Origin of the sequence: Alteromonas sp. B31-7, assembly GCF_015767655.1 — a bacterium.
Classification (GTDB): Bacteria; Pseudomonadota; Gammaproteobacteria; order Enterobacterales; family Alteromonadaceae; genus Alteromonas; species Alteromonas australica.
This window is the reverse complement of the sequence record NZ_CP065233.1, coordinates 2,500,152-2,524,455: the sequence shown is the minus strand read 5'-3', so window position 1 is coordinate 2,524,455 and position 24,304 is coordinate 2,500,152. Positions and strand designations below refer to the sequence as shown.

The window sequence follows — 24,304 nt, the reverse complement described above, 5'->3', positions numbered from 1 at the left end:
CATTTTAACCTTATTAAGTAGGAATAATAGTAGCCATGAAACAGGTGATGCAACCCTTTGGAACCATACAACGGATTGTTCCTGTTGGGATAGACGCACTGATGATTTATTTTAAGGGTGAAAAGCTCGACGAGGCAAACGCATATTGTCAGCAGTGGGTGCATGCGTTAACCCGTGAAAAACGCGGGTTTTCATGGATAGTAGAGTGTGTGCCGGCTTACGACTCGCTTATGCTGGTATTTGACCCTTTTACTATTGATAGTCACGGTGTGTATATGGCGTTATCTACTTTGGCTACGCAAGACGTATCGCTGGAAAAACAACAGGATATTAAGGTGTTGTCGGTTTGGTATGGCGCCGAAGGCGCAAACGACTTGGCACGGGTGGCTCAAACCACAGGACTAACCGAAGACAGCATAGTGCAAATGCATGGGGAAACGATATACAAAGTTTATGCGGTTGGATTTGCGCCCGGCTTTGCTTATATGGCGGATACGCCGCCACGGTTACATTGTCCCCGTTTGTCTACGCCGCGAAAGCGAGTGCCCAAGGGCGCTGTTGCCATTGCAGATAACCAAACCGCGGTTTACCCATCTGAATCGCCCGGCGGCTGGCACTTGCTAGGTTTATGTCCAGACCTTTTAGTCGACAGTCACAATCACGCGAGCTTTTTAGCCGTAGGCGATAGTGTGAAATTTGAACCCATATCAGAGCAAGAGTTTAGAGCGCGTAATGCATCTTAAAATCACACAAAATGGTATGCAAAGCCTTCTCGTTGATGAGGGAAGGAAAGGTCATCAGCATCAAGGGTATTGCCAGTCTGGTGCCATGGACGAAGAGGCATATTGGTGGGCTAATTTTTTGGTGGCAAACCCCCATGGTACTCCCTGTATCGAGGTTGTGGGAGAGTTAGCCTTAATATGTGCATTACATGGCACCATTGCCGCCACTGGTCGAGATGCTGTGCTTTATATTAATCAACAGCAAAAGACCCCCTATACGAGCTACAGGGTTAAAGAGGGGGATGAGATTAGCCTGCGTAGCGAAACGTTGGGTAGCCGAACTTACTTAGCGGTGGCAGGCCTATGGCAGGTGCCAAGGCATTTAGGCAGTGCGTGTACGGTCACCCGAGAACACATTGGCGGACTACATAACAATGGAAAGCCGCTTCAGATAGGTGATGGATTAGAGATCACAGTGAACAATGATACTTCCCGTGTATTTCGTTCTCGTTCGTTGCCTGAGAAATACTGGCCGAGTTATGATTTAACCCAGCCCCTACGGGTAGTAGAGGGCTATCAAAGCGATAGTTTCAGTGGTGTGGCTAAGCAGGTTTTTTTCACTAGTGACTACAAGGTAACGTCTGATATAAGCCGTATGGGATACCGTTTATCTGGTACGCCGGTACAAAGTACACAAGACAGTATGTACTCAGAGGGCATACATTTAGGCGCCATTCAGATACCTAAAGATGGCCAGCCTATCGTTATGATGAAAGATAGGCAAACACTCGGGGGCTATCCCAAAATTGGCAGTGTTACCCCTAATGACTTAACTAAACTGGCACAAGCTGTGCCTGGAGAATGCGTAAGCTTTGTTCGTGAACATAGCGACAACGCTCGCGCCCGCTTTCTTTTACAATGGCAAAAACGCCTTCGTTTATCAGGAGACATTCAATGACCATCGCTTTTCTAAATGGTGATTTTCTACCGCTGTCTGAAGCAAAAATTTCGCCCATGGACAGAGGTTTTTTATTTGGTGATGGTATTTACGAAGTGATCCCTACTTACCAAGCTAAACCCGTGGGCATGAAAGGGCATATGGTCAGATTGAAAAGTGGCTTATCTGCTATTTCCATTACCAATCCTTATGACGAAACGCAATGGCGGGACATTCTAGCGACCTTAGTGGAGAAAAATAGCCCTTATATTCCTAGTGGCAACATAGGTATTTACTTTCATGTAAGCAGAGGAACAGACAGCAAGCGCTTTCACGCATTTCCAGACAATATTGCCCCAACAGTATTTGGTTTTGCATTTGAAATTGCGCCAGCGCAGCCCCTCAATAAACACGACGTTAAAGCATTTAAAGTGGCACTCGAGGAAGACAAACGTTGGCAACGCTGCCATATAAAGTCAACCTCGCTGTTAGGGAATGTATTGCATTTCCAAACAGGTGTAGAGCAGGGAGTGAATGAAACGATATTGCACAATAGTGCGGGTGAAATTACGGAAGCCAGCTCGTGCAACGTATTTATCGTGAAAAATAACGTTGTGTATACGCCTCCACTGGATAATCAATTATTGCCAGGCATTACCCGAAGTATCGCGTTAGAAGCCTTTACGAGAGCAAGCATTGAAGTAGAAGAGTCTCGTTTTAGTATTGATGATTTACTCAATGCGGATGAAGTATGGCTATCTTCATCAAGCAAAGAAATTGCGCCTGTGGTGGAAGTTAACGGCATGGCGATTGGTGATGGTAATGTGGGTGATATGTGGCAGAAGGCCATTAAGGCTTATCACGATTACAAGTTTATTGCTTAACGCTAGGTACTTGGCCATAAAAACAGGCTGAATGCCCACCTCTAACAAAAAGGCCCGCGATTGTCGCGGGCCTTTTTTGATTTACCAAATAATTTATTCAGCGTTGTCGCAGTTTCCGTCTGTACACTCACCGTACAAATACAAACTGTGGTGAGTTAGCTTAATATTGTGTTTTTTCGCAATCATTTCTTGACGTTCTTCGATGATATCGTCTTCAAATTCAATCACTTTTCCACATTTTAGGCACACAAGATGATCATGATGTTCTTTGTGGCTAATTTCGAAAACAGACTTACCGCCTTCAAAATGATGACGATTTAAGATGCCAGCATCGTCGAATTGGTTTAGTACGCGGTACACGGTCGCTAAGCCAATTTCTTCTCCTTGCTCAATAAGGATCTTGTAGACATCTTCAGCACTGATATGTTGATTTTCAGGCTCTTGAAGTATCTGAAGAATTTTAAGGCGTGGCAGGGTAACTTTTAAACCTGCTTTTTTAAGTTCTTTATTTTGATCCATTTCAACCTACTGAGAAAGAGCAATTGTCTGTTGCGGGTATTATAGGTAACTCACAAGGATTTAAAAGTAAAACCGTTATTTCTGTGCCCAGTTGGCGAAAAATTACCTTAATCAGTTTTTTTAATTAGCTTTGTGGCGCAAATTCCGAACGGCATTTTTCAGGACAGACCAGTTTGTAAGTTACCGTTATACCGAACAATTCAACAAAAAAATGCAAAGTTTTAATGCAAGCTGTTAACATCCTGTTAAACTAAATGAAACGGTAAACGAAAATTTTCAGTTTAGGTACCTTCTTAATAGCGGACACGGTATGCAGTTAACAGTAGTAAATAAGATTAAACTCGGATTTGGATTATTTGGTTGCCTATTACTTCTCACAAGTATCCTTTCTTACGTGGGTTTAAGTGACATCCGTCATTCTGCAGACGATGTGGTTGAACGCAAAATGCCAGTTCAAACCCAGATGGTAAAAGTAAAAACAGATATTTTGTCTTTATCGGTGATAACCGCGAATGGCTTTCATGAAGCCACCCCCAGTTTGCTCGCAGAAAATGAAAAAGAGTTCTCTTCATTGTCTGTGCTGTTCGTAGAAGACCTTAACGCGCTTAGTCAGTCTTTATCCAATACCCCTCTTGTTAACGACGCGGTACAGGCGAGCAATTTGTATGTAGAGAATAGCAAGCAAATGTACCAAGCATTAGCATCGCGTATGAGCACTGAAATAGCGCTGGAGGCTAAACTTGAAGAGGTGTTACGAGCAGCGGATGAGGCCAGTGCACTCATGCTTGATTTGTCTTATTTAGAAAGCAATGACCCCGTGGTAGAAACCCTTATAGGGGCAGGCACTGCTATCGACAACAAGCTGCTGACCATGAACGATACCTTTAGTGAATTAACCGAAAACACCGATTCTCAAGCAACACAGAATATTATTGATGACTTAAGCTACCAGATAAGCAACTTGCAAGTGGACAAGGAGTATATCAATCGTTTGGCTGCTGATGTAGACGATGGGGGCACGGTTGATGCCTTTAATTCGCAATTTGATAGCCTACTAACTTTGCTGAATAGTCGTGACGGCTTAATTGCCTTGCAAAAACAAAAGCTGTCGTTTATCGACATTGCTTTTGCTAAACGTTCAGCAGCGATTGATGCACTCAACCAAGCACTGGAAAAAATAAATGCGTTATTTGAAAAGGTGCAAGCAGAGGCGATAGCGGGGCAGCGAGCCATTGCAGATACAGTAGAGATTAATATACTTAAAAATGTTGTGGTGGCCATTATTGGTTTGTTTGGTGCTATTGCGCTGGCTGTTGTGTCTACCCGCAGTATTTCCCGTCCCCTTGGGCGTATTAATCGTGGCTTAAGTCAATTGAGTAAGGGAGACTTAAGTCACAAATTGCCGGAAAATGGCAGTGATGAATTTGCCGCGCTTTCGGCAAAAGTGAATAGTTTAACCGATGGTTTGAGAGCCCTTGTTGGCAATATCCTTGAACAAGAAAAGCGTTTAATCGAAATTACCAAAGACAGTGTGGCCTTAGGTGAGAAAAGTTTAACAGAGGTGAATGCCCAACGTGAACATGTCACAGCCACCTCTACTAATACGCAACACGTTCAAGACACAAGTCGAAGTAATTTAGCTCAAATTACCCAAGCCATGGAATCACTGCATCGGGTGAGTGAACAAAGTGGCGACATCGGTAAGCTTGTGGACGAGAATAAACGTCAAGTGCTTCACCAAGCGAAACTGGCTGAAGCATCGGCCAAAACCATTAACCGCCTCGATGAAAACTCCCGCAACATAGGTAGCATTTTAGACGTTATCAAGACCATTGCAGAGCAAACAAACTTGCTAGCATTGAATGCCGCTATTGAAGCTGCGAGAGCAGGAGAGCAAGGAAGAGGCTTTGCGGTGGTGGCAGATGAGGTAAGAACCTTGGCCAATAGAACCCATGACTCGACTGAAGAAATTGAAGCCATGATCCGGAATTTGCAAAAAGATGCGAGTGAAGCGGTAACGGCCATTCGTGATGGTCGCGAGCAAGCCCGGGAAGGCGTTGAAATTACAGAGCAGGTGGCGTCGCAAATGGCAGAAATAGGGGAGATAATTGCTGGATTACATGACATTAATGAGCATATTGTGGCCGACACGCAACAACAGGATGTTTTACTGGCCGATGTGGCACAAAGCCTTAATACCATCGTCAGTTTAGCCGACTCTAGTGCAACTAGCACCCGTCAGGCGAATGAATCTACAATGTTATTGGATGCGCAAACCGAAAGCTTACGGAAAGCCGTGGAGCGGTTTCAATTATAAAAGAGAAAACGAGCGCCTCATCGTGCTAGAGGCGCGTTAGTTTTAAGAGACCCTTTGAGGCCCTCAGGCTAGTTTAGATAAACAAAGCTCATCGTGAATTTGCTGACACCACGCTTTAACACGTGATTCAGTCAACTCAGGTTGTCTGTCTTCGTCAATACCCAAACCGACAAAGTGATTGTCATCTGCCATCCCTTTAGAGGCTTCAAAATCGTAGCCGTCAGTAGACCACTGACCCACTAATATAGCCCCTTTAGCTTCAACGATGTCACGTACCATACCCATTGCGTCCAAGAAATACTCAGCGTAATCTTCTTGGTCACCGCAGCCGAAGATGGCCACTAGCTTATCGGTAAAGTCGATGTCTTCTAATTCTGGGAAAAAGTCGTCCCAGTCACATTGCGCTTCGCCGTAGTACCAGGTGGGAATACCGAAAATCAACAGATCGAATTCGGCAATATCTTCTTTGCTACTTTTGGCAATATCTTTTACATCAATGAGCTGTTTACCCAATTCCTTTTGGATCATTTTTGCTACATGTTCGGTGTTACCCGTGTCGCTACCGAAAAACAGGCCAACGCTTGCCATATCAAACCTCTATTAATCGTTACTATTTATACGCCTGTGCTTAACCAGAACCATTCAATGATGCCTTTGGCTAAAAAGCCAATTGCACCGAGCCCGAGCACACCGTAGGTTACAACGCGACCGATAAGGGGCACGTTATTTTTTGTTAATACATCGTGGACAGCGAATGTCATCAGTACAAACAGTACAAATAAGCCGCCGTACAGCATTATGGACTCTATAAGCTCAAAGTTTTCTGCAAGCATAGTGTTTTTACTTTAAAAAATCTGGCGCAACTATATCACAGTATATACGCCGAGCAGAGACCCAATGGGTCAAAATCTGGTAATAATTGTTATTCGCATCTGCAGTGGCGCTAGAGGCGTTCTGCCTTATTGAGCGTGCGGGAGACCACGGCATTAAAGGCGGCGGTTTTTTCGGCGTGTAACCAATGCCCCGTGCCCTCAATAATATGTGCCTTCGCGTGAGGAAAATGCTTAGCAATATCATCACGATTTGCGGCGGTGATGTAATCTGACTCTGCACCCTTTATAAATAAGGTTAACCCGCTAAATTGTCGATTGTCTTGAGGCCAATCAATAATATGTGAATAACTTGAAATTAAACCTACTAAATTAAAACGCCAAGCCCAATGATTATGCTCATCTTTATATAAACTTTTTAAAAGAAATTGGCGAACTCCTGGTTCATCAATAAATTTAGACATAGCTTTGTCTGCATCGCTGCGGGATTGAATATTTTCTAAATCAACCGCGTTTAAACCATCGAAAACAGATTGATGTCTATGCGTATACGCAGAGGGCGCTATATCTGCCACAATAAGTGCAGCGACACATTCTGGTTTTCGTAAGGCAATTTGCATAGCTACCTTGCCACCCAACGAATGGCCTAAAAATGCGGCACGCTGAACGTTTAGCGATGACAAGAGAGAAAGTACATCTTCCGCTGCATCCACAATACTAAAACCTTCACTCCATGGTGATTGGCCATGATCGGGTAAATCAACACTAATAATATTGTGCGTTTTCTCAAAATGACGTTTTACCGCAGACAAATTATCAGCACTGCCAAATAGTCCATGAATAAGCACTAGCCAAGGAGAAGACGAGGACGCTTCTGATAAATTATAATGCAGGTTCACATAGCACCTTTAAATAAAAAACCACGACATTAATGTGGGGCATATACCTTAAAAGGCAAGGGGGAAGTGAAGTAAAAGTGGCATACCAGAGCCTGATTAGATGGCCTGATATGCCGTTAAATTTTTTACTTTTCGATAGCGAAATCGTCTAGAGATTTTCCGCTATCAAGGGCATCTTTATAAACGCGAGGCATGCGTCCAATGCCAGTCCAAGGGTGGGTGACACCTTCACTGTCTGTCAGTTCAAATTTTACCGGGCGTTTCTTGCCGGTTTTCTTTGGTGCGTCCTGAGTTAAGGCTTGCAAATCTTCAACATTTAAGCCTGCTTCTTCCATTTGTTTTTGAATTGCCGCTAGCTTTTCACGTTTTTCAATTTCAGCTCTTTCTTCTTCAAGTGCTTTTTCTTTACGCTTATTAACAATGTTTGCTAATTTTTCTTGCACACTTTCAAGTTCTTCAATGCTTAATTCCTTAACAGCACCTTGTAAACGTCTTCCATGGGTTAAAATATCTATAAAATCGCTCATTTATTAACCTTATGCGTTTGTGGGAAGTATTTAAACGGATAATAAAGAAATTTAGTGCAAAAAAAAAGCGGAGAAAGTCCGCTTTTTAATTTAGTAAGATGAATAACGTTAATTACATATTCGGATAATTTGGGCCACCAGCACCTTCCGGCACTACCCATTTAATATTTTGGCTGGGATCTTTTATATCACAGGTTTTACAATGTACGCAGTTTTGGGCATTAATTTGAAAGCGCTTTTCACCTTCTTCTTCAATAATCTCATACACGCCAGCAGGGCAGTAGCGTTGCGCTGGCTCTGCAAATTTAGGTAAATTAACCTGCAAAGGAATTGATGGATCTTTTAATTGAAGGTGGCAAGGTTGGTCTTCTTCGTGGTTGGTGTTTGATAAAAAAACGGAAGATAATTTATCAAAACTCAACACACCATCAGGCTTTGGATAATTAATTTCTTTGCTGCTCTGGGCTTCTTTAAGTTGAGCATAATCTTTATGCTCATCTTTCATGGTGAAAAATAAGTTACCGTTAAAGAAGTTTTGCTCCAACGTATTAAATGCTCCACCCCAGAAATTACCTAATTTATGAATTGCCGGGCCGAAATTCCGCGAACGGAACAGCTCGTCGTACAACCAAGACGATTTAAATTTATCCGTATAGCGAGTAAGTTCTTTTTCTGGTGTGTCTGCATTTTCACTGATGGCTTCGAAAATACTTTCCGCTGCCAACATGCCTGATTTCATTGCTGTGTGGTTACCTTTAATTTTGGCGAAATTTAAAGTGCCCGCTTCGCAACCCACTAACAAGCCACCAGGGAAGGTCATTTTAGGTAGTGAGTTAAAACCACCTTTTGCAATGGCACGAGCACCGTAAGATACACGTTTTCCACCGTCTAAATATTGCTTAAATACAGGGTGATGTTTTAAACGTTGGAATTCATCAAAGGGGCTTAAATACGGGTTGTCGTAATTAAGGTCAACAATTAAACCAACGAACACTTGGTTGTCTTCTGCGTGATACAAGTAGCTACCGCCGGTGGCATCCTCAAGTGGCCAGCCTGCACTATGAACCACTAAGCCCGGCTGATGTTTAGCGGGGTCGATGTCCCAAATTTCTTTAAACCCGATGGCGTAATGTTGAGGTGAGCTGTCTTTGTCTAGCGCAAAGTGTTCAATGAGGTCTTTACCAAGATGCCCGCGACAGCCTTCGGCAAATACGGTGTACTTTGCACGTAGCTCCATGCCCGGCATATAACCCTCTTTAGGTTCGCCATTTTCACCTACACCCATGTCGCCAGTAAGCACGCCCGCCACACTGCCATCGTCATTATAAATAACATCGGAGGCGGCAAATCCAGGGAATACTTCTACGCCAAGTTGTTCCGCTTGCTCTGCCAACCAACGACACACATTACCCATAGACACAATAAAGTTGCCGTCGTTATGCATTGTCTTGGGTGTCATGCCGTTAGGCAATTTTTTGGCAGATGTTTCGTCATTAAGTAAATAAATGTGGTCTTCGGTTACCGGCGTATTGAGTGGCGCGCCTTTTTCTTTCCAATCGGGGAAAAGTTCATTCATAGCGCGAGGTTCAAACACCGCACCAGAGAGAATATGTGCACCGACTTCTGAGCCTTTTTCGACCACACAAACCATGAGCTCTTGGTCTTTTTCATTGGCAAGCTGCATCAGCTTGCACGCGGTTGATAGTCCAGCTGGGCCGGCACCGACGATGACAACGTCAAACTCCATCGATTCTCGTTCCACGGGAGGCTCCTTATGTTCGTGTTTTTATAGTGCACTATTGATGAAACAAATAATGCGATGTGTCAAAAACATGTAAATTAAATGTCGACCTGAAAGGTAATGCAGGTTGACGTTTACGTCAACAGTAAGTACATTGCAGGGCAGTTTACGTTAACGTTAACTGGCGAAGCATTTTATATGCTCGTAAACGTGGTGTTAACGGCGTTTTGGAGCTAACCTTTACAAGACGTACGTTCCACGGTTTCATTTTAACGTAGCGTGCATTGTTAAAGTTTCAAAAAGCGTGGTGAAGAAATACGTTTTTATTTTTTAATAGATAATTATTAGTGAAACGTAATCGGCACCGACGAACTCAACAATTGAGGTAAATATGAAGATACTCGTACCGGTCAAACGCGCGATCGATTACAACGTTAAGGTAAGAGTGAAGGCCGATGAATCTGGCGTAGACCTTACAAACGCGAAAATGGCCATTAATCCTTTTTGTGAAATTGCGGTTGAAGAGGCCGTTCGATTAAAAGAAAAAGGTGTTGCCACTGAAATCGTTGTTGTTTCAATTGGTGACAAAAGCTGCCAAGAACAAATACGTACAGCACTTGCCCTAGGTGCTGATCGTGGTATCCAAATCGATACCGATCAAAATCTTGATTCACTTCAAGTGGCAAAGCTTTTATCAAAAGTCGTTGAAGAAGAACAACCGCAACTTGTTATTCTTGGTAAGCAGAGTATCGACTCTGACAATAACCAAACAGGCCAAATGCTTGCAGCACTGACAGGTATGCCCCAAGGCACATTCGCGTCAGAAGTGGTTGTAGATGGCGAAAAAGTGAATGTGACTCGTGAAATTGATGGCGGCCTTCAAACTGTCGCGCTTTCGCTTCCCGCCGTGGTCACTACCGATCTTCGCTTGAACGAGCCCCGCTATGCGTCACTACCCAATATCATGAAGGCAAAACGCAAGCCTCTTGATGTAAAAGCGGCAGCTGACTTTGGTGTTTCACTGGAATCAAATGTGAAAGTACTGAAAGTGACACCACCACCGCAGCGCGAGGGTGGTATTAAGGTAGCAGACGTTGCTGAGTTGGTAGAAAAGTTAAAGAATGAAGCAAAGGTGATCTCATGAGCGTACTCGTATATGCAGAACACGATAATGCAAGCTTGAAGACGGAAACCCATAAGCTTGTGAATGCCGCGCAGAAAATGGGTGGCGACATCCATGTACTTGTTGCGGGAGAAGGTTGCCAAGTCGTTGCTGAAGCCGCAGCCCAGATTGACGGTGTTGCAAAAGTACTGGTTGCTGACAACGCTGCGTACAAGCATCAATTAGCTGAAAATACCGCTGACTTAGTGCTTGAACTGGCAGGTGATTACAGCCATGTTGTGGCTGCTGCTACGACTACGGGTAAAAACTTCATGCCTCGCGTAGCGGCATTATTAGACGTCGCACAAGTCTCAGACATTATCGGTGTTGAGAGTGAAGACACGTTTGTTCGCCCGATTTACGCGGGTAACGCTATCGCAACTGTACAATCGTCTGATGGTAAAAAAGTGATTACCGTACGTGCAGCATCATTTGATGCAGCTGGAACAAGCGGCAGCGCTGAAATTGCAGCAATTGATGTAGTTAAAGGCAGCGAAAAGTCTGATTTTGTTTCAGCAGAACTGACGGAGTCAGAGCGCCCTGAGCTTACGGCGGCAGAAGTGGTTATTTCTGGCGGTCGTGGTATGCAAAACGGCGACAACTTCAAACTTCTTGAAGGTATTGCAGACAAACTAGGTGCTGCTATCGGCGCATCCCGCGCTGCAGTTGATGCTGGGTTTGTTCCTAACGATATGCAGGTAGGTCAAACAGGTAAAATTGTTGCACCACAGCTTTATATCGCGGTAGGTATCTCAGGCGCTATCCAGCACCTTGCAGGTATGAAAGACTCTAAAGTTATTGTGGCTATCAACAAAGACGAAGAAGCGCCAATATTCCAAGTTGCCGACTACGGTTTAGTCGGTGATTTGTTTGAAGTGCTTCCTGAATTAGAAAGTTCGTTATAAGCAAACGCAATAAGATAATGAGGCTGCAAGGGGTCATCTTGCAGCCTTTTTTATATCTGCTTGGCGTCGAGCTGATTAAATGACAGCCTTGCGAGAATTAAACCCTGACAACAGAGTTATCCTCAATGCTAACCGGGGAGGGAATATACGCATCTGCTTCCCAGTCGTTTTCCCATTTTTCCCCATCGAGTAAATAGCGGAATTGATACTCGTTATCTTTTTCTAGGTCTACCGTCAGCGTGAAGTCACCACTTTTGAGCTTTTTCATTGTGAGAGGCTGTGTTTTCCAGTCGGTGAAGTCACCGCAAAGCGCGGCTTCTTTCACGTCTTGCGCGGCTTCCGCATTGAGTCGAAAAGTTACTTTGCACAGAGGTTTTGATTTAAGGTATTGCTTCTTGAGACTCATAGTGTGTTTTCCCTTCAATGTAGCGAAATCTTGATTGTCCCGATAACTGGTTGAGCGTTCATTAAGTTTTAACAGGCTCATCGGTTAACCCATGTACAGTGGGTGATTAAATAATCAACGAAAAGGCATTATTTATCAATCTTACTTTGTAATCTTTTGATAATTTTTTATATTAGGCTTGCAAGAAAAAGAGGTTAAATATAAGAAATGCTGAATGTATTCACAAAATCTAACAATCTTCAGCAAGCGCTTCGACAATAAAAAAAGTAGACTAGAGCAACTTGCTCTTACGCAGTTATTAATAATAAAACAATCTTGCTTTGCATTAATGCATACGGCGTTGAGTCGGTACAGGGTGAATATAGGTTTCAAGCCCTCACCACGCGTTATGTTTTAGCATTCCTAGGGATAGTAAATGAAAAACTCCAACCTGATAAGAAGTGTTGTTCCGTTGGTGATTATACTTGTAGCTGTAGTAGCCGCAGTAATCATGATTGGTTCGCGAAAGCCGCCCGAACAAGTACCCGTCGAAATTCCCGCATTTTTAGTTGATGCCAAGCCAGCGAATAGCGAGCCGGTTAATTTTATCGTTACGTCTCAAGGTAACGTGGTTCCCCGAAATAAAACGTCGTTGAGCGCGCAAGTGAGCGGGCAGCTAGTGAGTTTATCCCCTCAGTTTATTGTCGGCGGTACGTTTAAAAAAGGGGACGTACTGGCCACCTTAGAGCAAGATGATTACAGAACCGATGTAAAGCTTGCTGAGGCAGAGTTAGCACAGGCTCAAGCGGCGTTAGAAGAAGAAATTGCGCGCGGTAAGGTAGCCGAGCAAGAATGGCGTTCAGTGAGCAGTGTGGCGCCGCCAGAATTAGGTTTGCGCAAACCGCAATTGGCAAAAGAGCAAGCGAATGTAAAAGCGGCAGAGGCAAAGTTAGAACGTGCCAAACGTAATTTAGCGCGTACCCGTATTCGGGCTCCCTACAATGGTATTGTGGTAGAACGAAATATTGATTTAGGACAATTTGTGACCTCGGGCACACCCATAGGTACCGTATACTCAACCGACACAGCAGAAGTTAGATTACCTATCACTGACAGTGATTTGATGTTTATTGATATCGCGGGTCAATCTAGCGAAGGTGCCCCTGTGTCACTGCGAGCCACGGTGGGCGGGATGACTCGTACTTGGGAAGGCAAGCTTGTGCGTTCAGAAGGTGTGTTAGATACCGGAAGTAGAGTAGTGTACGCGATAGTGGAGGTTTCAGACCCTTACAACCTTGCCGCCACTCACGCTGCGCCGCTCAGATTTGGACAGTTTGTTGAAGCACAAGTGACATCACGTCAGCAAGAAAATCTCATGGTGTTACCGCGTAGCCTGTTACGGCTGGATAACACCGTGTTAATCGTTAACGACAATAGAGAAATAGAGATTAAGCCGGTGGAGGTTGCCCGTACGACTGCCAGCCATGTTTACCTTGCTGGTGGCATAGACGAAGGCAGTTTGGTGGTCACCAGTGCGGTACCAAACCCGTACAATGGAATGAAAGTCCGTTTGCCTGGCGACGATCCTGTGTTATCGGAAGAAGCAGAATCAGACAAAGCTAGCGACACCGATGCGGTGCCTAGCGACGCCTCTGACGGAGGTAGATAATGAGCCGGATTGATACGCAAAAAGGGCTGATTGCCTGGTTTGCTCGTAACAGCGTTGCGGCGAATTTATTGATGTGGCTGCTGGTTGTGGGCGGCCTGTTCAGTGCTTTTAGTATTCAAAAACAAGTATTTCCCAGTTTTGAGTTTGATGTTGTCAACGTACGGGTACCTTACTTGGGCGCTGCGCCACAAGAAGTTGAAGAAGGGGTGTTGCTTAAGATTGAAGAAGCGGTAAAAGACCTCGAGGGTATAAAACAGCTCAACTCAACGGCTGTAGAGGGAATGGGTACTGTAACGATTCAAGTGGAAGAAGACTACGACGTACAATCGTTGCTTGATGAAGTAAAAGTGCAGGTAGATGCCATTCCCAGCTTCCCGGCAGACACAGAAAAGCCGGTGGTTTATCGTCAAAAAGTGATGCAGGACGTTATTTGGGTGTCCGTCTATGGTGATGCCACAGAGCGAGAGCTGAAAGAGTTTGCCAAAAACCTTCGTGACGACATTGCCAATTTACCGGGAATATCTAGCGTACAGGTAGTTGGCGCAAGAGATTATGAAATTTCAGTTGAGTTATCCGAGGTAGACTTACAAAAGTACAACCTTACTTTTGCAGACGTAGTCACGCGTTTGAGTCAAAGCAGCGTTGATTTGCCTGGTGGCTCTATTCGAACCGAAAACGGCGACATTTTATTACGGACTAAAGGCCAGGCCTATACAGGGTGGGACTTTTCTCAAATTGTATTAGTCACCAATGCAAACGGAACCAGAGTAACGCTGGGCGATGTGGCGTACATCAATGATGGATTCATTGAAAACAATCAATATGCCTTGTTCGACAACAAACCGGCTGTTAGCTTGCGCGTCCGCGCAGTAGGCGACCAAAATGCCCTAGAAATTTCAAAACAAGTTAATCAATATATCGACAGCCAAAAAGACATATTCCCTGCACATATTACGGCAGATACATGGGGAGATAGCTCTTTCTATCTGGCCGACCGTTTGAATATGATGCTGGAAAATATGTTCTTTGGGGCGTTGCTAGTTTTCTTGGTGTTGTCGCTATTTCTAAAAATTAAACTGGCATTTTGGGTGATAGTCGGCCTGCCAGTGTGCTTTTTGGGTACGTTACTCGTGATGCCGTTAGATATGATAGGTGTTTCTATTAACATGCTTAGCTTGTTTGCCTTCATATTGGTATTGGGGATTGTCGTCGATGATGCCATTATTATGGGCGAATCAGCCTATTCTGAAATTGATAAAAAAGGCCACAGTACCGATAACGTTATCGCTGGCGTGAAAAAAGTTGCCATGCCAGCGACCTTTGGTGTTCTTACCACCATCGCTGCCTTTGCGCCTATGCTGATGGTGTCAGGACCATTTGGTATTATCTGGAAAACCATCGGTATGGTGGTGATTGTTTGCCTTGCCTTCTCTTTGATCGAATCCAAACTCATTTTACCTGCTCACTTAGTTCACATGAAGTTGAAGCCATACGACCCGGCAACGGCGAATGGTTTCCAACGATTCAGAGATATATTCAGTGAAGGGATAAAGCGTTTCATTCAAAATACCTATGCGCCATTTTTAGCTAAAGCGATTCGAAATCGTTACACCACAGTGTCGGTGTTTATTGCGATGTTAATTTTGACCGTGGGCTTATTCGGTGGTGGCATTGTGCGTTTTGTCTTTTTCCCGAGTATTCCTAATGATTTCATGGTCGCCAGTTTCGAGCTTGAGCCTGGTTCTTCCCTAGAGCAGCGCGATAATGTGCTCAATACACTTCGTGATGCCATGCAGAAAATGGATGACAAAATAGCCGAAGACGACGGCGAAGGTGTGGTGAAACATGCTATAGCCTTCGATGAAGGGAATTTAGGTGGTCAAATTCTTGTTGAGTTGACTAAGGGTGAAAACCGTACCTTAAGAGATTTTGAAATCCAAGATAGGTGGCGACAAGAGCTACCTGAAATACCTGGCGTAAAATCATTTAACATTAGCTCTCCAGGCGGCCCTGGTGGCGGCGCAGATCTCAGTTTTGAATTTAGTTCAGGTGATATTAAAGCGCTTCGAGCGATCAGCAATGAGTTAAAAGAAGCCCTAGATGCTTATGAAGGGGTCACAGATATAAACGATACTTTCTCCGGGGGGAGCGAAGAAGTTCAATTGGCACTTAAGCCGCAAGCTGATGCACTTGGTATTACCCTACAGCAACTAGGTCAACAGGTAAGGTTTGGCTTTTATGGTGCAGAAGTACAGCGCATTCAGCGGGATGATGAAGAAATTAAGGTGATGGTTCGTTACCCTAAATCTGAACGTAGTTCCATAGAGCACCTTGAGAACATGCGAGTACGCGCACCTAACGGTCAAGAGATCCCGTTTCAACAAGTGGCCACCTTTACTGTGGGTCAAGGCTTTGATTCAATTATTCGAGTAGATGGAAAGCGTTCGGTTACCGTGACGGCTGTGGTGGATAAAGCCTTGATGGATCCTTCTGAAATTACCAATGACGTGGTCAATAACCTCATGTCAGACCTGCTTGCTCGATACCCTAACGTAGAATTTCAATTGCAGGGCAATTCAAAAGAACAAGCGGATGCGATGTTTAGCTTAATGAAAGGTTTGTTATTTGCGCTGTTTGCCATTTATACCTTGTTGGCTATCCCGCTCAAATCTTACAGCCAGCCATTTATCATTATGTCTGTGATCCCTTTCGGCATAGTAGGGGCAATCATAGGGCACTTGGTGCTAGGCATGGCCGTGAGCGTGCTGTCTATTTGTGGCATTATCGCGCTTTCCGGAGTAGTGGTTAATGATAGCTTGATTATGGTGGACTTCGTCAACCGCGCGCGCAAAGAAGGCTTGTCGCTGATTGATGCAGCAATAAGTGCCGGGACGCAGCGTTTTCGCGCTATTATCCTGACCTCATTGACGACCTTTATGGGCTTGATGCCAATTGTGTTCGAGCGAAGCTTACAAGCACAAATCGTTATCCCCATGGCGATTTCATTAGCGTTCGGTATTCTTTTTGCCACCGTTATTACTTTGCTGCTAGTGCCTGCACTGTATCTCATTCTTAATGACATCAAAAATGTGTTCGTGAATAAGAAAAAGCACTCTCATTTGGCACATTCAGAACCTCCTACGTCCTAAACCGTCTGCTACCTGGCAGAAGAATAAAGTCATAGCCGCTGACGCTTGAATAAAGTGTCAGCGGCTTTTTTGTTTGCATTTCGTACAAACATGATTATACTGTATGAAAAATCAGTATGGTTTAAAATGAATCTGCGGTTTATTTTGAGTGCTATTTTTCTGTTGGTACGATGATTTCCGCACATCATTATCCGTAAGTCATTCTAGCGCGAGGCGCGTTAGAACAAAGCGCTGTCAATGCCGACTATCAGAAAGCGAGGTTAACGTATGCAAACAGGTGTAAAAGCAGTAGATCAACTTATTGTTAAGCACGGCATTATGTCTTGTCCGGGCTACGATACCTTTCAACGCAGAATGCGCTTAACGGGGGGAGATAAGCGAGCCGATACTCTGCCTTTTTGTATGTATACGAAAATATCTCATGCTCCGCTGTCGCGCTATTTTACGGTGCATCACTTCTATCTGCCGTCGAACAAAGGCAAGTTAGCCAGCTTCCTTTTTGATGAGAAAGGAGTATTAATTGAACAAGTCTATTACCAACGTGTGACGCGCTGGGTAAAAGTGTGTAAAAAATTACAGCAATTAGTGCAAGGGACGTGTCGGGATGTTCACTTAGCAGCATAGCTAGTACATTAATGGATGCAAGTCAGTGAGTATTACGGCCGGGTTTATCATGGCTAAGCACAATGGTGTTAATACGTTGCTTACCTTATATAAAAAAGCGGCAATGAATTACATTGCCGCTTTGGTAAACCAGAATGGGTCAAAAACGCCGTTTAGTAATAGGTGTATTTAAACTCAACACCCCAGATACGCGGCTCGTTAACAATACCAGTCAGGTTTGCAAAGTCGATTGCACCTTTAACGTTATGTTCGTCGGTAATGTTACGTCCAAACAAGGCCACCGTGTAGTTATGAGCAAAGTTCTCGTAACCAATACGTAGGCCACCTTCGAAATTATCGTCTGTTTTGAATTCAGCAGCTTCGTATAAGAAGATGTTTGTTTCGCCCTGGAATGCCCAATCAGTGAATACAAAGAACTCACCGTCATCACCCATAGGGATGGTGTATCGCGCAGTAAAGTTGAATATAGACTCTGGTGCTTGGGGGAAGGGGTTTCCGTCGATGACCGCATTGTAACCGTCAGGACGATCGTCTAATACAGTGCAGTGGCTTTGGGTAGCAGTGGCTATGCTTGCTCCACATGGCGCAACGGTCAAAGTGTCATCTTGAATTTCAGTGTGGTTGTAGCTATAACCTGCAGTGAATGTAAGCTCATCAGTGGCCAACCATTGAGCATCAACTTCAAAGCCATACGCTTCGCCCTTATCGGCATTCACCAGCTGGGTTAGGTTATCTGAACCGCCGATGGCTGAAAACTGCATATCGTCGACGGTATAGAAAAATGCTGCGGCATTTAAGCGTAGCGTGTCATCCAGTAAATCCGACTTAACACCCACTTCAAATGAGTTAATTGTTTCAGCGTCAGCCACCGATGGAGACTCTGTAAATGCAACCGCACGCCCTTGTATACTTTGCGCTCTAAACCCATTCGCATAGCGAGCAAATACTGACATATCGTCGGTCACGCGATAATTTGCGCTCAACTCGTAGCTGGTTTGCCCATCATCAACCATGATGTCGTCATACGCTTGAACGCTGACAAAACCTAGCAATACGCCCAAACTATCTGCATTTTGTTCACCCAATATCAGAGATTTCTTATCGTGGGTGTAACGGATCCCGCCAGTGATGTTTAGTCTTTCATTAACTTGGTAAGACGATTGGCCGAACAGGGCCCAGGTTTGGTTATCATGGAATACCGTCGTCGCACCGAAGAACCCATCAGTGGTGGTAACGTTGAAGGATGCGTCATAGTAAAAGGCACCTAATTGCCAGTTAATCGCATCTGAGGTATTACTCGCTAAACGAAATTCTTGGGTATATTGTTCCAAATCGTTGAGGTCGTCTTGGGTGACAAAGTTTTGCGAGGCAATAGCATCACCGTCAATATCGCCAAGGCTTGAGCCTTCGGCAGTTTCCATGGCGGTAATTGAGGTGAAAGTGACCTCGTCCATATCATATTCAAGCTTAAGAGACGCGCCAAAACCTTCGTATTCTTGAGGATTGTTGTCGGTGCCATCGGCCTCTAAATCACCATCATAATTGACGGTGTCACGATCGTAGCTATCATTAAGTTCATTGCTACCTTCATCGAAGACATTACCGCGAAATATGGACGCTGTGCCTTCTAACTCACGACCGTGGACATTCAGTAACGCAGAAAAGTCTGCCGACGGTTCCCACAGAAGTTGCAAGCGATACGCTTTTTCGTCATAGCCGCCTAGTGCGTCCTTTTGACCAGAAGCCGCGTTATCAATATAGTCATCACGTTCTTGAGAAAGTAATGAGAGACGTGCTGATAACTCATCGGTAAGTCCACCGCTGACAGCACCTTCAAAGTTCATCGTACCGTAAGAGCCGAAACCAGCCTTTGCATAACCTTCAACATCTTGAGTGGGTTTAACCGTATCGAACTTAATGATACCTGCAGTGGTATTGCGTCCAAATAACGTACCCTGAGGACCGCGAAGTACTTCAACTTGTTGTACGTCGAAAAGCGGGAAGCTTTTTAGTACAACGTTTTCCATAACCACTTCATCCATGATAATTGACACTGGCTGCGACGCCGCTAGGTCAAAATCGGTGTTACCTAATCCGCGAATGTAAAATCGAGGGGCAACGCGTCCATTGGACGATTCTGCGTAAAGGCCTGGAACGCGTACAGCAAGTGCCAGGATATCCTCTCCACCGGAGAATAGGCTTTCAAACTTTTCTCCGCTTAGGGTAGCAACGGAAATAGGTACTTCTTGAATTGACTGGGTGCGTTTTTGGGCTGTAACTGTGATTTGTTCAAGCGCAGATTGTTTTTTTTCTGTCGTTTCTGTGTCTTGAGCAAGAACGGGGGCGCTAAACGCTGTGCTGATAGCCAGCGCTAATGTCGCTAAGTTGTGTGTTCTCATGTGTCCACCAAGAATTGTAGTTTATGCTTTTGTAGTGTTTTGGTGCAAAAAATAATCATCATGCACGCGGCGAGATAGTTTACACAATTCGGTTAATAAAAACTTCACTTTATTTTTAATAAATTAAAACCGCTGAAACTTAGACCGGTACTGCGATGGAGAGAGGCTAGTGTTCTTTTTGAAAAGTCGTGAAAAGGAACTGAGATCCTCATATCCAATTTGGTTCACTATGCTCTCTATAGGTGCATGCGTGGTTTCAAGTAGTTTCCGCGCCCGTTCCAACCGGATGCGTTGTAAGTACTGTAAGGGGGTAAACCCACATGCATGTTTAAACCGACGAATAAGCGTGCGTTCCGTAAGATTATGTTTTCCCGCTAATTCGTTGAGGGTCATCGGCGTGTGCAGATGGGCGTCAATATAGTGTTGGACCGCCAAAATATCTTTGTCTTGATGAAACTTAAATTGTCGACTGCTTGCATATGCAGTTTGATTAGCTCGGGACAAATCGAGTACATGAGATTTGGCTGTGTCACTTGCTATGCCGTTCCCGCAATACCGTTCAATAAGCAACAGGGCTAAGTCAATCCACGCCATTCCGCCACCAGCACAAAACACGCTGTTATCTTCGGTCACCATTTTATCTGGCTGTACATTCACCATTGGATAGCGCGCTTTGAATTTATCTGCATAACCCCAGTGGGTCGTGGCGACTTTATCATTCAAAATTCCCGTTTCTGCTAGCAAAAATGTGCCTGTGCAGTTTGCAGCGATATCCGCACCTTGCTTGTGTAACCGTCGTAACTGAACCAATTGATTTGCGTTGTTTTGCAGCACAGTATCAATATCGCCGCCAATGGTGGGAATAAGCAAAATATCCGTGTGTGCCACATCTTCAATGGCTAAATGAGGGTTCAGTGTTAATTGGTTTGAACACACAATGGGTTGGCCGTGGGAGCTCGCTAATTGCACGGTAAATTGGGGCGTGGGGCGTTGATGATGGATACGCTGCCAACTGATACCGGCAAAAGCAAACAAATCTAACGCCCCCGTAATGGCCGACGCCAGTGCATGTTCAAAGCCGAACACAGTAACAATAAAAGGCGTTCTATTCATATGAGTAATATAATTTATTTGAGTGGATAAGTTTAAATTATGGTTGGCGGTTTTCACCATAATTGTGTCATTAATGACAATGATGCCATGGTAACGAATATGACACAATGCATTAACAATTATTCGTGGAGATCATTATGGCCGACCAACTCATTCCTCGTCGAGAAATGCAATTCCAACTATATGAAGTTTTAGATACGGCAGGCCTGTGCAGTCGAACTCGCTTTAACGAACACAATGTTGAAACCTTTAATGCGGTTATAGATATGGCTGAAAAGATGGCGGAAGAGAAGTTCTTGCCCCATAACGCCACCGCAGACAAGAACGAGCCCACCTTCGATGGCACCAAAGTATCAATGATTGCTGAGGTAAAGGACGCTTTTGACACCTATCGTGATGCCGGTTTTATTGCGGGTCATTTCGATTTTGAAGAGGGTGGGATGCAATTACCGGTAACGGTGATGAATGCGTGCGCAGGCTACTTCTTAGCCGCCAACCCCTCTTCCACTGCATACCCTTTTCTCACCGCTGCTGCCGCGAATGTAATTAAGCATTTTGCCTCAGATACAATCAAACAGGCATTTTTGCCGAAGATGCTTAGCGGGGATTTTACTGGCACCATGGCCTTAACCGAGCCTCACGCTGGCTCATCACTCGCTGATATTCGCACTTCTGCAAAGTTACAAAGTGACGGCAGTTACCGGGTAAAGGGGAGTAAAATCTATATTTCAGGCGGAGAACACGAGCTGTCTGACAACATTGTTCACCTAGTTTTGGCAAAAATTCCAGGTGGGCCTGCTGGGGTAAAAGGCATTTCGCTGTTCGCCGTGCCTAAGTACCGATTGAATGAGGAAGGAAACCCGGATAAGCGTAACGATGTAACATTAGCGGGGCTTATACACAAAATGGGCTACCGTGGTACCACCTCTACCGCATTAACCTTCGGTGAAAATGGCGATTGCCACGGCTATTTGATTGGTGAGCCCCATCAAGGCTTGCGGTATATGTTTATGATGATGAACGAGGCTCGTATAGGCGTTGGTTATGGCGCGGCCATGATTGGCTATAGAGGGTTCCGTTACTCATTAGACTATGCCAAAGATAGAACGCAAGGCCGGGCAGCACCTCATTTAGCGCCAGAGGACGACCCAACGCCAATTATAAATCACGGTGATGTACGGCGAATGCTCCTAGCGCAAAAGGCCTACTGTGAAGGCGGCATGTCATTGTGCCTTTATGGCAGTATGTTAATTGACGAATTAGAAACCGAAGTCGATGAAGCAAAGCGCGCAGAACTCTCTCAATTACTGGATTTATTAACCCCTGTTTTTAAGGCATGGCCGTCAGAATTTGGCCCCAAGGCGAATGATCTCGCTATTCAAATATTAGGGGGGGCAGGGTACACCCGAGAGTACCCTGTTGAGCAATGCTGGCGCGACAATCGACTTAACCCTATTCATGAGGGAACCAACGGTATTCAAGCGCTAGATTTGTTGGGAAGAAAGCTATGGCAACACGAGGGTAAAGGTTTACAAGTGTTGCTAACCCGCGTGACTGATGACATGACCCGTGCAGAAACCCCTAGAGCACAGGCTCTGGCTGCAAAACTAAAACCCTACTTAGACGAATTAGGTGCACTAATTCAACAGGCCGGCAAAGACTTAACATCAGACAAACAATCTGTACTACTGACCAACGCAAGTTGCTTTTTAAGCATATTTTCAGCGTGTGTGGTGAGTTGGATTTGGTTGCGCCAAGCCAATGTGGCAGAGCGTGCATTAAGCACGGGTATACAGGGTCATGATGTGGACTTTTACGAAGGTAAATTGGCGGCAGCAGAATACTTTTTACACTGGGAATTACCCTTAGTTTCAAGAGATATAGAAGTGTTGCGTGGCCAAAATGCTACATGCAACAACGTTAAAGCAAGCTATTTCTAACAGAATAAATGTGGAGCACAACGAATGAACGTAGCGGCAAATGTTGAAGGTAAACATATCTTAATAACGGGCGGAGGTTCTGGTATTGGTGCGGCGTCGGCGACTGTCTTATGTGCCAGAGGCGCTATTGTTGGCGTGGCCGATGTGAATGAAGAAAACGCGAATGCCTTAGTCGCTGAATTACAAGCCGCTGGCGGCAAAGCTTATGCGGTGACTGTGGATGTGACAAACCCTGAGCAAGTAAAAGCCATGTTTGAAAGCGCCTTATCCCAGGTTGAAAAAATTGATGTGATCATCAACAACGCGGGTATTGACCATTTCCCCGCTCCCATGACCGATGTTGACGATGAGATGTTTATGAAAAACATTCAAGTGAATTTGGCCGGTGTGTGGTATTGCATGAAAAATGCGCTTAAACACATGACGGCAACAGGTGGGGGCCACATTATTAATGTGGCATCGGTAGCAGGGTTGCGATCAGCACCCATGATCAGTGCTTATAGCGCATCTAAGCATGGCGTTATTGGTTTAACGAAATCTGCCGCTGTTGAGTACGCCAGAGCCAATATTCGTATTAATGCTGTGTGCCCCAGTTTTGTTGATACGCCTATGGTACAAGGGGTGTTGTCAAAATTAGATGAGCGAGGCCAAAAAGGGCTGGTTGCGGCAAACCCAATGAAACGGTTGGGCAAGCCTGAGGAAATTGCCAATGCGATTGCCTGGTTGTGTAGTGATGAGTCATCGTTTATGACGGGCCAATCTGTGGTACTTGATGGTGGAATGTTGGCTTAGGCAAACAGAGTGAAAAAGGACAAAATACATGAAAGATTTATTTGATTTAACGGGAAAAGTGGCACTAGTGACTGGTGCGAGTCGCGGAATTGGAGAGTCAATTGCTCGACTTTTAGCCCAGTATGGTGCGCACGTTATTGTATCTAGCCGCAAAATAGACGGCTGCGAAGCGGTGGCGTCGTCCATTCGAGATGCCGGGGGTAAAGCAACAGCCATGGCCTGCCATGTGGGCGATATGGTACAAATTACGGATACCTTTGCCACGATCAAGCAAGAGTTTAAAAAGCTGGATATATTGGTAAACAATGCGGCGGCAAACCCCTATTTCGGTCACATCCTTGATACCGATTTAGGCGCCTACAATAAAACCGTTGATGTTAATATTCGTGGCTATTTCTTTATGTCCATTGAAGCGGGCAAGATGATGAAAGAGCAGGGTGGCGGTGTTATTTTAAATACGGCGTCAGTTAACGGCGTGACCCCTGGCGATATGCAGGGCATTTACTCTATCACTAAGGCTGCGGTTATTAGCATGACTAAGTCATTTGCCAAAGAGTGTGGAAAGCTGAATATTCGTGTTAATGCGTTATTGCCAGGGCTCACCGATACTAAGTTTGCTTCAGCGCTCACCACCAATGAGCAAATATTAAAACACGCCCTTAAGGTTATCCCGCTAGGACGGGTAGCGGATCCTGACGAAATGGCAGGCACCGTGTTGTACCTCGTGTCCGATGCCTCAAGCTATACGACAGGCACGACAGTGGTTGTTGATGGTGGTATGCTAGCGTAA

General features: G+C 44.8%; 21 protein-coding genes. 12 read left to right on the top strand and 9 right to left on the bottom strand.

Annotated features, from left to right (window positions below; genetic code table 11):
• Positions 1 to 35: 35 nt before the first annotated feature.
• The 3 genes from pxpB to IUA53_RS10780 are packed head-to-tail and all read left to right on the top strand — an operon-like array spanning position 36 to position 2,543.
• Positions 36 to 743 (top strand): 5-oxoprolinase subunit PxpB, encoded by a 708-nt coding sequence (pxpB, locus tag IUA53_RS10790; protein ID WP_231401129.1) that lies wholly within the window; start codon positions 36 to 38, stop codon positions 741 to 743.
• Positions 733 to 1,680, top strand: coding sequence for a biotin-dependent carboxyltransferase family protein (locus tag IUA53_RS10785; protein WP_196897075.1), 948 nt, complete (start codon positions 733 to 735; stop codon positions 1,678 to 1,680). The genes pxpB and IUA53_RS10785 overlap by 11 nt, the downstream gene beginning before the upstream one ends.
• Positions 1,677 to 2,543: an aminotransferase class IV gene (locus IUA53_RS10780; RefSeq protein ID WP_196897074.1), complete on the top strand. Its 867-nt coding sequence runs from the start codon at positions 1,677 to 1,679 to the stop codon at positions 2,541 to 2,543. Before IUA53_RS10785 ends, IUA53_RS10780 begins: the two co-directional genes overlap by 4 nt.
• A 93-nt stretch (positions 2,544 to 2,636) precedes the next feature.
• On the opposite strand, the gene fur is transcribed toward IUA53_RS10780, so the two are convergent.
• Positions 2,637 to 3,062, bottom strand: a complete 426-nt coding sequence (gene fur / locus IUA53_RS10775; protein WP_044057281.1) for a ferric iron uptake transcriptional regulator — start codon at positions 3,060 to 3,062, stop codon at positions 2,637 to 2,639.
• Between the two features lie 310 nt (positions 3,063 to 3,372).
• Here fur and IUA53_RS10770 point away from each other — a divergent pair, with 310 nt between their 5' ends.
• Positions 3,373 to 5,379 carry a methyl-accepting chemotaxis protein gene (locus IUA53_RS10770; protein ID WP_196897073.1) on the top strand — a complete coding sequence of 669 codons (2,007 nt, stop codon included), beginning with the start codon at positions 3,373 to 3,375 and terminating at the stop codon, positions 5,377 to 5,379.
• A gap of 63 nt (positions 5,380 to 5,442) precedes the next feature.
• Here the strand turns inward: IUA53_RS10770 and fldA are convergent, their stop codons facing one another.
• From fldA to IUA53_RS10745, 5 genes are all read right to left on the bottom strand, one after another.
• Positions 5,443 to 5,967, bottom strand: a complete 525-nt coding sequence (fldA, locus tag IUA53_RS10765; protein ID WP_196897072.1) for a flavodoxin FldA — start codon at positions 5,965 to 5,967, stop codon at positions 5,443 to 5,445.
• 26 nt (positions 5,968 to 5,993) lie between these two features.
• Complete coding sequence (locus IUA53_RS10760) at positions 5,994 to 6,212, bottom strand: DUF2788 domain-containing protein (RefSeq protein WP_044057278.1); 219 nt, start codon at positions 6,210 to 6,212, stop codon at positions 5,994 to 5,996.
• Positions 6,213 to 6,322: 110 nt separating this feature from the next.
• Positions 6,323 to 7,108: an alpha/beta fold hydrolase gene (locus tag IUA53_RS10755; protein ID WP_196897071.1), complete on the bottom strand. Its 786-nt coding sequence runs from the start codon at positions 7,106 to 7,108 to the stop codon at positions 6,323 to 6,325.
• A 125-nt stretch (positions 7,109 to 7,233) separates the two neighbouring features.
• Positions 7,234 to 7,635 carry an H-NS histone family protein gene (locus IUA53_RS10750; protein ID WP_044447706.1) on the bottom strand — a complete coding sequence of 134 codons (402 nt, stop codon included), beginning with the start codon at positions 7,633 to 7,635 and terminating at the stop codon, positions 7,234 to 7,236.
• Positions 7,636 to 7,747: 112 nt separating this feature from the next.
• Positions 7,748 to 9,397 (bottom strand): electron transfer flavoprotein-ubiquinone oxidoreductase, encoded by a 1,650-nt coding sequence (locus IUA53_RS10745; RefSeq protein WP_044057275.1) that lies wholly within the window; start codon positions 9,395 to 9,397, stop codon positions 7,748 to 7,750.
• A gap of 370 nt (positions 9,398 to 9,767) precedes the next feature.
• Here IUA53_RS10745 and IUA53_RS10740 point away from each other — a divergent pair, with 370 nt between their 5' ends.
• The gene (locus IUA53_RS10740) at positions 9,768 to 10,520 is read left to right on the top strand and encodes an electron transfer flavoprotein subunit beta/FixA family protein (RefSeq protein WP_196897070.1); all 753 of its coding nucleotides are present in this window, start codon (positions 9,768 to 9,770) and stop codon (positions 10,518 to 10,520) included.
• Positions 10,517 to 11,443, top strand: coding sequence for an electron transfer flavoprotein subunit alpha/FixB family protein (locus IUA53_RS10735; RefSeq protein WP_196897069.1), 927 nt, complete (start codon positions 10,517 to 10,519; stop codon positions 11,441 to 11,443). The genes IUA53_RS10740 and IUA53_RS10735 overlap by 4 nt, the downstream gene beginning before the upstream one ends.
• Before the next feature lie 97 nt (positions 11,444 to 11,540).
• Here the strand turns inward: IUA53_RS10735 and IUA53_RS10730 are convergent, their stop codons facing one another.
• Positions 11,541 to 11,849, bottom strand: coding sequence for an isoamylase early set domain-containing protein (locus tag IUA53_RS10730; protein WP_044058913.1), 309 nt, complete (start codon positions 11,847 to 11,849; stop codon positions 11,541 to 11,543).
• A 415-nt stretch (positions 11,850 to 12,264) separates the two neighbouring features.
• Between IUA53_RS10730 and IUA53_RS10725 the strand changes: the two genes are divergently transcribed.
• The 3 genes from IUA53_RS10725 to IUA53_RS10715 all read left to right on the top strand — a co-directional run bounded on the left by IUA53_RS10725 (position 12,265) and on the right by IUA53_RS10715 (position 17,270).
• A complete protein-coding gene (locus IUA53_RS10725; protein ID WP_196897068.1) occupies positions 12,265 to 13,497 on the top strand; it encodes an efflux RND transporter periplasmic adaptor subunit in 1,233 nt (410 codons plus the stop codon).
• On the top strand, positions 13,497 to 16,646 hold the full coding sequence (locus tag IUA53_RS10720) for an efflux RND transporter permease subunit (protein WP_196897067.1): 3,150 nt from the start codon (positions 13,497 to 13,499) through the stop codon (positions 16,644 to 16,646). The genes IUA53_RS10725 and IUA53_RS10720 overlap by 1 nt, the downstream gene beginning before the upstream one ends.
• Before the next feature lie 267 nt (positions 16,647 to 16,913).
• A complete protein-coding gene (locus tag IUA53_RS10715; protein WP_044447698.1) occupies positions 16,914 to 17,270 on the top strand; it encodes a hypothetical protein in 357 nt (118 codons plus the stop codon).
• A 152-nt stretch (positions 17,271 to 17,422) separates the two neighbouring features.
• On the opposite strand, the gene IUA53_RS10710 is transcribed toward IUA53_RS10715, so the two are convergent.
• Both IUA53_RS10710 and IUA53_RS10705 read right to left on the bottom strand, forming a co-directional pair.
• The gene (locus tag IUA53_RS10710) at positions 17,423 to 19,669 is read right to left on the bottom strand and encodes a TonB-dependent receptor (RefSeq protein ID WP_196897066.1); all 2,247 of its coding nucleotides are present in this window, start codon (positions 19,667 to 19,669) and stop codon (positions 17,423 to 17,425) included.
• 123 nt (positions 19,670 to 19,792) lie between these two features.
• Complete coding sequence (locus tag IUA53_RS10705) at positions 19,793 to 20,782, bottom strand: GlxA family transcriptional regulator (protein ID WP_044058912.1); 990 nt, start codon at positions 20,780 to 20,782, stop codon at positions 19,793 to 19,795.
• Between the two features lie 137 nt (positions 20,783 to 20,919).
• Between IUA53_RS10705 and IUA53_RS10700 the strand changes: the two genes are divergently transcribed.
• Genes IUA53_RS10700 through IUA53_RS10690 form a run of 3 tightly spaced genes read left to right on the top strand, consistent with a single transcriptional unit; the run spans position 20,920 to position 24,304 of the window.
• On the top strand, positions 20,920 to 22,722 hold the full coding sequence (locus IUA53_RS10700) for an acyl-CoA dehydrogenase (RefSeq protein WP_196897065.1): 1,803 nt from the start codon (positions 20,920 to 20,922) through the stop codon (positions 22,720 to 22,722).
• Positions 22,723 to 22,746: 24 nt separating this feature from the next.
• Positions 22,747 to 23,514 (top strand): SDR family NAD(P)-dependent oxidoreductase, encoded by a 768-nt coding sequence (locus IUA53_RS10695; protein WP_044057267.1) that lies wholly within the window; start codon positions 22,747 to 22,749, stop codon positions 23,512 to 23,514.
• Between the two features lie 28 nt (positions 23,515 to 23,542).
• The gene (locus IUA53_RS10690; protein WP_044447694.1) at positions 23,543 to 24,304 is read left to right on the top strand and encodes an SDR family oxidoreductase; all 762 of its coding nucleotides are present in this window, start codon (positions 23,543 to 23,545) and stop codon (positions 24,302 to 24,304) included.